The following is a 10,328-nucleotide window of genomic DNA, read 5'->3' as shown; positions in this document are numbered from 1 at the left end:
GCTGCCGGAAACGGCCGGCTGAACTTTCCAGCTTGCCGGTTGTTAAACTTCTCGAACTTTGCCAAACCCTAAATGCCATCCGATGCGAATTCCATGCCCTGCCATGCTGCCGTACCGTATATTCCTGATCGTTATTTCCCTGTTTATCATGCTGCCTGCGAAATCGCAGGAAGTGCTGGACAGCGCCCGTTACAAACCTGATTTCTGGCATTCCCAGGCGGTCAGGATCAGCACGGTGCCCGTCGTGCTGTTCGCGGGCAGTGCAGCGTTGTGGGGAGAAAGGAAGAACGTCCGCGAATTGCGGAACCGGTATATTCCTACGTTCCGGTATCATTTCGACGATTATATGCAATACGTGCCCGCGCTGGCCGTTTTCGGGCTGAATGCCGCCGGGGTAAAGGGGAAGAACCACCTGGGGAGGGCTTTTGTGTCGTACGCCTTTTCGGCGGCGATCATGGGCACGGTGGTCAACGGCATCAAGTATACGGCGAAAGTAGAGCGGCCCGACGGTTCGGAGCGCAACTCCTTCCCTTCCGGCCATACTGCCAATTCGTTCATGAACGCTACGTTCCTGCATAAGGAATACGGGCAATACCGCCACCCGTTGTATAGCGTGGCCGGGTATACGCTGGCTACGGGCACCGCCATCGGGCGGCAGCTCAACAACCGCCACTGGGTGTCCGACGTGCTGGCGGGCGCTGGCATCGGCATCCTGGCCACCGAACTGGGATATATTATCGTGGATAAGATTTATAAAGACAAAGGCGCGCGCCCCGTTATCCACCAGGACCCGATACCGATAGACGGGAAGCCCAGTTTCATCGAGATCCGCATGGGATACGCGGTGGCCACCACAAAGGACCTAACAGGCAACGTCAACGGCATCTCCGCCAAGCGCGGCTTCAACATGGGGGCCGAAGGCGCGTGGTTCTTCCATCGTAACGTTGGCGCCGGCGCAGAATTCGCTTTTACTTCATTCCCTATCAACGACGACGGCCTGCTCATCACCGACCCCGATGTAGCTGAAATCAGCGACGGACATTACACGCAACCCATGGGCATCCGGTACCTGCATGCCGGGCCATTCTTCAGTATCCCCCTACCCAAAAACTGGTTCATCACCGGTAAAATCCTGGCCGGATCCTCCCTCGGCTCCGACGGAAACGTAATGCTCCGGTTAAATGAAGATTGGCGGGAACTCCTCGAACGCAACGACTTCCCTTACCTGCGATATAAGCCCGAAGGCACTTTCAGCTGGTCCACCGGGCTGGGTATTCAAAAAAGGATCTCCCGCAATATCGGGATCAAGGCTTACGGTGCGTACTTCGATTCAGACCATGATTTCAATATCGACATCGTGGATGATGTTACGGATGATGGCAAATTCCTCTTCAAACAAATCGGCCAGGAAAAGGTGCGCTTCAATCATTTCACTTTTGGTTTGGGTTTGACGGCATTCCTGTGGTAATGTCGGCAGCTACGTAAGGAGTTACACTTCAACCAGCCGGAGATTCCACTCAGCCATCAACCCCGACATTCCACCGCATTGCCTGTTTCCCGAGATGATTGCGCCGGTAATTTTGCGCGCAAATCATCATCAAATGAAGCAAATCCGATTACTGACCTGTGCCGCGCTGGCCTGCTGCATGGCATGCTCCAAAGGAGGCGGCGACAAGCCAAACGCCCCCGAAAACCCCGCCGGCGGCCCCCTGCCCATCCCAACCGTTGTAACCATTCCCCCGCTCCGCGGCGACACCACGATCGCCATGAACGCCAACACGAACTACGCCATCGCTCTTCGAGGCCTGCCTTCCGTTCGCCCCGTTTTCCCCAACCTCCCCGCCATCCCGAAAAAAGTACGCGGCTACGTGACTGACGCATCCGGCCGGCCTATCGAAGGCGCAGCCCTGGGATTGCTTAAAAAGATATCAGGATACCAGCAACTGGTGACCACTACCACCAACGACAAAGGTTATTACGAAATCGAATTTGAAGGCGCGGCCGAGTTCCAGCACGCGTATGCCGTGATCGAATACGTCGGGAAGCCTGTTCCCATCAGTCTTTTCGCGGCAGACAGTACGGCAAGCGTATATACTTACGACAAAGGCGGCGTGGAAAACTGGATGGCGCTCAGCCATGGTACCGCCGATCGTGACGATGTGCAGCACCGGCCCTGGTATTCCAACAATTACTTCGGAGGTTCTATATTTTTGAACTGGGATGTGTGGGAAGACCGCTGGAGCCCGGAAGGAGCATTGCCGCTCAACGGCGAGATCATCATCAAGCTGACGCCGGCTGGCGGAATGATGTACGATGCATCACGGGTTTTTACCATCAGGCAGAAAATCGGCGATAAGTTCCTCGACTGCAGCATCAACAATCTCCCGATCGGTGTATATAAGATCGAAGCTAAACTGGCAGATGGACGCGCATTGAAGATGAAACGGCACGGCCCGTATTCCTCCGAAACTTATGGCCTGCAATACGACGAAGCCACGAAGGCATGGTACGTGGCTTTCGTGCCCGGTTACGACGGTGCGAGCAAGCCCATGCCCAACCGCGGCGAGTGGGACCAGGCGAATGTGCACGTGCAATTGTAAAACCCGCTATAAAAAAGCGACCGGTATCCTGCAGTGCGGGATACCGGTCGTCTTATTTCAACACGGTGCGTGTCAGATTTTTTGTTTGTTTTGCTGCGGGCGGCCGTGCCATTTCCGCTTTTGCTGCTGCTTACGGCCTGCACCTTGTTGGGAAGATGACTGGCGCAGCTGAATGGCGGGCGCCTCGGGAGCGGGCGCTTCAGACGCCGGGAAGGGGTGATCGGTAACAACAGGGATCTGCTGCTTGATCAGCTTCACGATGTCTTTCACATATGGCCTTTCTTCGTCTTCACAGAACGACAGCGCGATACCGCTGGCGCCGCCGCGGCCCGTACGGCCGATACGGTGCACGTAGGTTTCGGGTACGTTGGGGATTTCGAAGTTGATCACATGCGACAGGTTGTCGACATCAATACCGCGGGCGGCGATATCGGTGGCTACCAGTACCCGGATGCGGCCCGCCTTGAAATCGGTGAGGGCGCGCTGGCGCGAGTTCTGGGATTTGTCGCCGTGGATGGCGCTGGCGGTGATATCAGCCTTGTTCAGTTCCTTGGCTACACGGTCGGCTCCGTGCTTGGTGCGGGTGAAGACGAGAGCGCTCACGATGGAGGGATCTTTCAGCACATACACGAGCAGTTTGCGTTTGCTGGCCTTATCGGTGTAGTAGAGCTTTTGTTCCACTTTCTCCGCGGTGGAGGAAACGGGCGTTACGGCCACTTTCTCCGGGTTGGAAAGGATGGAATTAGCCAGGCCGGCGATTTCGTCGGGCATGGTGGCGGAGAAGAACAGGGTTTGCCGTTTCTGCGGGAGCTTGGTGATCACGCGTTTTACGTCGTGAATGAAGCCCATATCCAGCATGCGGTCGGCTTCGTCGAGCACGAACTGGCGGATATAATGCAGGTTGATGTGGCCCTGTTGCCAGAGATCCAGCAGGCGGCCGGGCGTGGCGATGAGGATATCGGTGCCGCGCTTCAGCCCGTCGATCTGCGCCTGGGCGGACACGCCGCCGAAGATCACGAGATGGCGGATGCCGGTATGTACGCCATAATCACGGATATTCTCCGCGATCTGGATCGCCAGTTCGCGGGTAGGCGTGAGAATGAGCGTTTTGATATGACGGTCGGGCGCCTGGGCTGCCTGTTTTTCTTTGTACAAAAGCTGCAGGATCGGAATCGCGAATGCAGCGGTTTTCCCGGTACCCGTCTGGGCGCACGCCAGCAGGTCACGCTTTTCCAGCACAACAGGGATCGCCTGTTCCTGGATGGGAGTAGGTGTAGTATAGCCTTGTGTTTCCAGTGCGCGTAATATGGGTGTAATGAGGCCTAATTTCTCGAATGACAAATGATATGATTTTATGTAAGATTGATAACATCCTGGATGTCAAATTAAAGAGAAGGAAAGCTCGAATCGTATATCCAGGAGCATAAAAAAACTTTACAAAGATACGGAAATTCCGGTAATGCGGCCATTTTGCATGAGTAATGTTTATCATACATCCCGGCGGCGATTATTTCCGGTTCGTCGGAATGACCTTGCTTTCAGCTGCCGGAAGGCTTAGATTCGGGTACATTAAGCCATGCTTTGTATGAAAACCGGCACCCCCTTATTACTGTTCGCAGCGATATTAATTTTCAGCTGCTCAAAGAAATCCGATCCCCCGAAACCGGAGGCCCCTCCCCCGACACCGCCTGTCGCCAACATCGCCAAAGTGGTGAAAGGCCATCTGCTAAAAGCCTGCGATATTTCGCTGCAGCCGGGCGGGAATTTCCGGATCAGCTACCAATGGAACGCGGACAGCTCACTGAAGAAATACTCGGCCGTCAACCCCGCTACGCAAGCCGAAACTGCCGTCGACTTCCATTACTCCAACGGCGAGTTGTCGCGCATCACCACCGAGAACTCCCTCTCCGAAGGCGTTTATAGCTTCAAGGACGGCAAAGTGGACCGCGTTAGCAGCCGTCATCTCATCAACCCAACCGGCAGAAATTATTACTTCACCTATAACACCGACGGCACCCTGGCGCGCATCCGGTACTTCCGGTACAATGAAGCGGGCGAGCAATTGCAGCTGGAAGTCACCTACGCCTGGGACGCCGCCAAACGCCCGACCGTCATCATCAACACCCAGCCCAACGGCCATGTGCGCACCATCCGCATCCAGGCATGGAGCGAGCCTTTCTCCTTCAGTCCCTGGATTTTTTCAGAATCCGAAATGGACCTGGAGAATTTTGAACTGTTCAATGTGCCTATGCTCTTCCACCTCGACCGCATGCCTTCCCGCTTCACCGAGCATACAAAACCCGCCGGGGGAACGGAAACGTTGGTTCGCAGGTGGGAGCTGGATCACACTATTCAACAGGATAAACTCACGTTCCGGAAAGCACTGGTCATCTATCCCGCCGATCCTCAACTCAACAGAACCATCGAACATACTTTTCATTACTGATGCAGTTATAGCAAAACGACAACGCCCGCCGGAACCGGCGGGCGTTGTCGTTGTATGTGGCTAAAAAGTTACTCGGCCAACAGGTAAATCGCGATCACGGCCAGGCATAAGCCGGTGATGATAACGAAGGAAGGAATTACGCCGTACAGCAGCAGCGACAGGATGATGGTGATCACCGGTGCGAGAGCCGTAGCCGGCGTAACGATGATCGCCTTGCCATACCGCAGCGCGTACACGAGCGTCAGCGCGCCGATGGCGTTGAGCACCTGTATCACGACGGCGAGCCCCGGGCCCTTCCAGCCCCAGTTGACGGGCATGTTCCAATTGGTCATCCAGAGTGCGGCGGGAATAAGTATTACACCGCTGATCATCATGTAAAAGAAGATGCTTTCCGCGCTCATCGTGGCGTTGGCTCTCTTCATCACGAACGCCTGAACGCCCCAGAGCAGGAACACGCCGATTGCAAGGATGAGCCATTGCCAACCGCGGGCATGCGTGGCCGAGGGCGGCATGTAGGAAAGCAGGAGAATGGCCAGCAGCGCGATCCCGATACCGATCCAGTGTTTGCGGTTGGTGCGCTCGTTGAGGTAGAGGACCGACAGCAGGACCGTGATCACGGGGTATAGCGAGATGATGGGAAAAACGATGTAGGCGGGGCCGTCGCGAAGGGCCTGGAAGAGGATGAGCTGTCCCCCGGCGCCGGAGAGCCCCACGATACCGCCGCTAACGACAGACCGTGCGTCGGTATTGATCTTCCAGCCGGTTACCGACAGGGCAACGATGGCACAGGGGATCATGGTGAGCGCCCAGACGGCGTATCCTAACGTGGCCGGGAAACCGTTTTTCTCCGGAATTTCGATAAAGGCTCCCCATACGCCCCAAAACAACGTTGTGATCAGGGTGTAGAGCTGCCAGGTTTTAATTCTCAACCTGTGGAATTTTAAGGAAATGAAAGCTAGACGATAATCACCGTGATGCCTGCATTCTCCAGCTTTTTCCGGTCTTCCGCGGGGATTTCGGAATCCGTTACCACAATATCCACTTCACTGACGGGAGAAATGAAAGCGAAGCTCCTGCGGTGGAACTTGCTGGAATCGGCCACCACAACAACTTGTTTGGACATGCCGATCATCACGCGGTTCAGGTGGGCTTCTTCTACGTTGGGCGTGGAAAGCCCGTGGTCGCTGCTGAAGCCGTCGACAGCTAGAAATAATTTATCGCAGAAAAAGTTTTTGAAGTTTTCTTCCGCCGCGCCACCTACAAGGCTGAGGGAGTTTTTGCGCAGGAAGCCGCCGGGAATAATAACGTTGGCATTCTGATGATCGGCCATCTGATTGGCGACGTTCAAGGCGTTGGTGATAACGGTGAGGTCCTGCACATGCCCCAGGTTCCGCGCGATCTCCATGGTAGTGGTGCCGGAGTCGAGGATGATGGTATCCCCGTCTTCCACCAGCGCCGCCGCCGCTTTCCCGATCCTCTTCTTTTCGTCGAGGTGCTGTTTGTTCTTGTCGGACAAAGCCACATCCATGCCTACGCGATCGATTTTGATCGCGCCTCCGCGGGCCCTGATGAGCATGTTTTTCTGCTCGAGCCTGATGAGATCGTTACGGATGGTCACTTCGCTGACCAGCAGTTCGGAAGCCAGCGACGGTACATCTACCTGTCCGTGCTTTTCCAGCTTCTCGAGAATAACGGCCCTGCGGCCTACCGTAGAGTTTTTCTTTAAGTCCACCTTTACAATTTTAGATGCGTTCTGGATTTTTTCACGGGTCCCGCCGCCGGCGGAACCCTTTCATTATACCCCAATAATATTACCGTTTTATAATGAAATGAAAAAATATTGTGGAAAAATAAGAAAAAAATGGAAACAAAAACGAAAAATAAGATTAAATAAATTTTGCAAAAGGTTTTACAATTTATACATTTGTTACGAAACGAAACGAAATTAGCATAACAAGAAAAAATAAACCTATGGCCAGCAGCCATGCAGATCAAATAGAAGAACAACTGATATTCGGAAAGCCGGGTAAAGAATGGCAGGAGCTGCGCGGCGGTCATACAGCCCGGGAAATCCACCAACAACCCCAGCTCTGGGAAAAAACCTGGCAGCTCGTCCAAAGCCGCCGGGATTCCATCCAACAATTCCTGAACGGCGTCTTCCGCCACCCCGACCTCGAAATCATCCTCACCGGCGCCGGCAGCTCCGCCTTCATAGGCGTGATCCTCGAAGGCGCCTTCCAGCAACACACAGGGCGCAAAACCTCCGCTTACGCCACCACGGATCTGCTGACGCACCCACAACTGCACTTCCGGAAAAACAAACCCGTGCTACTCGTTTCCTTCGCGCGCTCAGGCAACAGTCCCGAAAGCGAAGCGGCCGTGCAGCTCGCCAACCGCTATTGCGACACAGTGTACCACCTCATCATCACCTGCAGCGCCAGCGGACAACTCGTGCAGAGCCAGCACATCCATCCCGGGTACGTCCTGCTCCTGCCCGCTGAATCCAACGACCAGGGGCTGGCCATGACAGGCAGCTTCACCTCCATGCTGCTCGCAGGGCTCCTGATTGCCCGCATCCGCGAGCTCGACCGGCTGCAACCGCAACTGGAACGCCTCGTGCGCTACGGCCGCAATATCCTGGACCATTTCAGCCATCCATTACAACATATAGCCGGCATGCAGTTCGACCGGACCGTTTTCCTCGGTTCCGGCCCCCTGTACGGCGCCGCCATGGAATCGCACTTGAAAGTGCAGGAGCTGACAGACGGGAAAACCATCTGCAAATACGACTCCTTCCTCAGCTTCCGCCATGGCCCCAAGGTGGTCATCACACCTTCCACCCTGCTGGTATACCTCTGTTCAAACGATCCTTATGTAGCGCAATACGAGCTGGACCTCGTAAAATCCATCCATGCGGGCGAAAGTGGCCTGCACCGCATCGCCGTCAGTGAAAGCGACAACGCCTGCATGCAGTTTTCCGATACCCGGCTGGTTTTAAATAATGATGCGGAACATCTGGAAGAAGCATTTCTCGCCATCTGCCATGTGCTGCCGGCCCAGCTGATCGGCTTTTTCAAGTCCCTTTCGCTGGGGCTGCACCCGGATTCGCCATCGCTCAACGGCACGATCACGCGGGTGGTGCAGGGGGTGACGATCTACAACTGGCCGGGGCCGCAAACGGATTAACAAAGAATCAACAGCTTGGAAACTTTCCGGTGTAAACGAATTGATACATTTACGCCAAAATCAACAGCAGATGCAAGCAACTTCCCATACATATGACGTTATCGTTGTCGGCGAACTGAATGTAGACCTGATCCTCAACCAGCTCAACGAAATGCCCGTTACCGGCCGCGAGATTTTTGCGGGCGATATGGCGCTTACGCTCGGGAGCTCCGCGGCCATCCTGGCCAGCAATCTCAGCAGCTTTGGCGCAAGGGTGGCGTTTATCGGCAAAATCGGGACCGACATCTTCGGGCAGGTGGTGATCGACCACCTGGAAAGGGCCGGCGTACATGCCGGCATGATCATCCGCGACAGTTCGCTGGCCACCGGCGCCAGCATTGGCCTGCAACACAACGGCGACCGCGGGATGGTCACCTACCCCGGCGCGATGGCGCATTTTTCGATAGACGATATTCCGCTTCACCGCCTGCAGGAAGCCCGGCACCTGCACTTCTCCTCGTATTTCTTCCAGCCGGGCATGCAGCAGCACCTGGCCAATCTTTTCCGGACGGCCAAAATGATGGGGCTCACCACATCCTTCGACATGCAAACCGATCCCGAACACCGCTGGGACATCAACTACGCCGCTATTCTTCCCTATGTCGATATTTTCTTTCCGAATGAAAACGAATTGATGCAAATCACCCGGAAGGAAAACCTGGAAGCCGCCATTGAAGAAATTTCCGCATTGGTCCCGGTACTGGCTTTAAAGCTCGGCGCCAGCGGTTCCGTTACGGTTTGCAACGGCGAAACCGTATCCCAGCCCGCGTTCCACGCCGGCGATCTTGTAGACGCCATCGGCGCGGGCGACAGCTTTAACGCCGGGTTTCTCTTGAAATACCTGGAAAACGCCCCTATCGCCGAGTGCCAGGCATATGGCAACATCGCAGGCGCGATTTCCACTACCGCGGCGGGCGGCACTTCCGCATTCCACGAACAAAAAAGTCTCGATCAATATGCAAAAGAAACATTCGCCTACCCGGGTGCCGGCATTACATGAGCATCTGCAGTACTGCCATTCCAACGGAGGCGCGCTCCTCGCCATTAATTTCTACAATTTCGAAACGCTGAAAGGCATCATCCGTTCCGCTACCGAAGCCGATTCTCCCGTCATTCTCCAACTCACCCGCAGCTCTATCGAATACATCGGCCTCAAACCGGCCGTACAGATGGCAAGAGCCATGCTACAAGACAACGGCATCACCGGCTGGCTGCACCTCGACCACTCCGATTCCTACGATCTCATCCACGCCTGCCTCGATGCCGGTTTCGATTCCGTCATGATCGACGCCAGCGAAAAATCCTTCGAAGAAAACGTTGCCATCACCTCCAAAGTAGTACAACTCGCCGAACGCTACCACGCACATGTGGAAGCCGAACTGGGCTATGTGGCCAAACTGGGGCAATCCAAAGAAATAACGGGATTCACCGAACCCTGGCAGGCCGCGCAATTCGTGGAAGCCACGGGCGTCCATGCCCTGGCGATCGCCATCGGTTCCGCCCACGGCTTTTACACCGCCGAACCCCGGCTGGATATGGAAAGGCTCAGCGCCATCCACGAAAGCACGCCGGCCAGCCTGGTACTGCACGGTTCTTCGGGCATCCCGCACCCCATGCTCCAGGAAGCCATCCGGCGCGGCATTTCGAAGATCAACCTGGCTACCGAAATCAAGGACACGTTCATGCGAAAACTGAAATCCCTCCTGCGCGACAGTCCCGAGATCGATTTGCGCAAAGTTTTCCCCCATGCCATCGACGCAGTGAGCGAGCTCGTGAAAGTCAAATTCGAAACCGTAAGGCCCCGGGCTTCCACTTACTGATAAAAAAACCGCGCAGCCAAAGCCACGCGGCCTATCCTACTAAGGCGAGCGCAAAGCGGCATCACTACTGCCGCAGTGCTTTATACCGCATCAAAGCTTCCAGGTAATAAAAATCCGCGTAAATCAGCGGCACATCCACTTCAATCCCTCCCGGCTTATGCCCCACACTATGCGCCAGCAGGAAATTCCCGGGCGGATCGTTGTACGCGGGGCCGGAAAGGCTGACCAGCATTTCTT

Annotated in this window: 9 protein-coding genes; 6 read left to right on the top strand and 3 right to left on the bottom strand. The window is 55.3% G+C overall.

The genetic code is table 11. The features are described from left to right. Positions 1 to 82 precede the first annotated feature (82 nt). Together Q0510_RS18850 and Q0510_RS18845 are read left to right on the top strand one after the other, a co-directional pair. On the top strand, positions 83 to 1,468 hold the full coding sequence (locus tag Q0510_RS18850; RefSeq protein ID WP_298715286.1) for a phosphatase PAP2 family protein: 1,386 nt from the start codon (positions 83 to 85) through the stop codon (positions 1,466 to 1,468). Positions 1,469 to 1,601: 133 nt separating this feature from the next. Further along, positions 1,602 to 2,600: a carboxypeptidase-like regulatory domain-containing protein gene (locus Q0510_RS18845; protein ID WP_298715284.1), complete on the top strand. Its 999-nt coding sequence runs from the start codon at positions 1,602 to 1,604 to the stop codon at positions 2,598 to 2,600. 72 nt (positions 2,601 to 2,672) lie between these two features. Here the strand turns inward: Q0510_RS18845 and Q0510_RS18840 are convergent, their stop codons facing one another. After that, positions 2,673 to 3,941 carry a DEAD/DEAH box helicase gene (locus Q0510_RS18840; protein ID WP_298715283.1) on the bottom strand — a complete coding sequence of 423 codons (1,269 nt, stop codon included), beginning with the start codon at positions 3,939 to 3,941 and terminating at the stop codon, positions 2,673 to 2,675. Positions 3,942 to 4,185: 244 nt separating this feature from the next. Between Q0510_RS18840 and Q0510_RS18835 the strand changes: the two genes are divergently transcribed. Further along, a complete protein-coding gene (locus tag Q0510_RS18835) occupies positions 4,186 to 5,046 on the top strand; it encodes a hypothetical protein (RefSeq protein ID WP_298715282.1) in 861 nt (286 codons plus the stop codon). A 68-nt stretch (positions 5,047 to 5,114) separates the two neighbouring features. On the opposite strand, the gene Q0510_RS18830 is transcribed toward Q0510_RS18835, so the two are convergent. Continuing rightward, positions 5,115 to 5,975, bottom strand: coding sequence for a DMT family transporter (locus Q0510_RS18830; protein ID WP_298715280.1), 861 nt, complete (start codon positions 5,973 to 5,975; stop codon positions 5,115 to 5,117). A 26-nt stretch (positions 5,976 to 6,001) separates the two neighbouring features. After that, positions 6,002 to 6,778: a transcriptional repressor AgaR gene (gene agaR, locus Q0510_RS18825; RefSeq protein ID WP_298715278.1), complete on the bottom strand. Its 777-nt coding sequence runs from the start codon at positions 6,776 to 6,778 to the stop codon at positions 6,002 to 6,004. Positions 6,779 to 7,017: 239 nt separating this feature from the next. Here agaR and Q0510_RS18820 point away from each other — a divergent pair, with 239 nt between their 5' ends. From Q0510_RS18820 to Q0510_RS18810, 3 genes are all read left to right on the top strand, one after another. After that, the gene (locus Q0510_RS18820; protein WP_298715276.1) at positions 7,018 to 8,232 is read left to right on the top strand and encodes an SIS domain-containing protein; all 1,215 of its coding nucleotides are present in this window, start codon (positions 7,018 to 7,020) and stop codon (positions 8,230 to 8,232) included. Positions 8,233 to 8,302: 70 nt separating this feature from the next. Next, on the top strand, positions 8,303 to 9,271 hold the full coding sequence (locus tag Q0510_RS18815) for a carbohydrate kinase family protein (protein WP_298715275.1): 969 nt from the start codon (positions 8,303 to 8,305) through the stop codon (positions 9,269 to 9,271). After that, entirely contained in the window at positions 9,228 to 10,091 is an 864-nt protein-coding gene (locus tag Q0510_RS18810) for a class II fructose-bisphosphate aldolase (protein ID WP_298715274.1), read from the top strand. The genes Q0510_RS18815 and Q0510_RS18810 overlap by 44 nt, the downstream gene beginning before the upstream one ends. Positions 10,092 to 10,328: the final 237 nt, after the last annotated feature.

Source organism: uncultured Chitinophaga sp. (assembly GCF_937874145.1).
Taxonomy (GTDB): domain Bacteria; phylum Bacteroidota; class Bacteroidia; order Chitinophagales; family Chitinophagaceae; genus Chitinophaga.
Note: the sequence above shows the minus strand (reverse complement) of the source record. Positions and strands in the feature narration are given on the sequence as shown.

Excerpts from the sequence above, each read along its gene's own strand:
- Q0510_RS18850 (WP_298715286.1), top strand. The coding sequence starts at position 83 with ATGCGAATTCCATGCCCTGCCATGCTGCCGTACCGTATATTCCTGATC.
- Q0510_RS18845 (WP_298715284.1), top strand. The coding sequence starts at position 1,602 with ATGAAGCAAATCCGATTACTGACCTGTGCCGCGCTGGCCTGCTGCATG.
- Q0510_RS18835 (WP_298715282.1), top strand. The coding sequence starts at position 4,186 with ATGAAAACCGGCACCCCCTTATTACTGTTCGCAGCGATATTAATTTTC.
- Q0510_RS18820 (WP_298715276.1), top strand. The coding sequence starts at position 7,018 with ATGGCCAGCAGCCATGCAGATCAAATAGAAGAACAACTGATATTCGGA.
- Q0510_RS18815 (WP_298715275.1), top strand. The coding sequence starts at position 8,303 with ATGCAAGCAACTTCCCATACATATGACGTTATCGTTGTCGGCGAACTG.
- Q0510_RS18810 (WP_298715274.1), top strand. The coding sequence starts at position 9,228 with ATGCAAAAGAAACATTCGCCTACCCGGGTGCCGGCATTACATGAGCAT.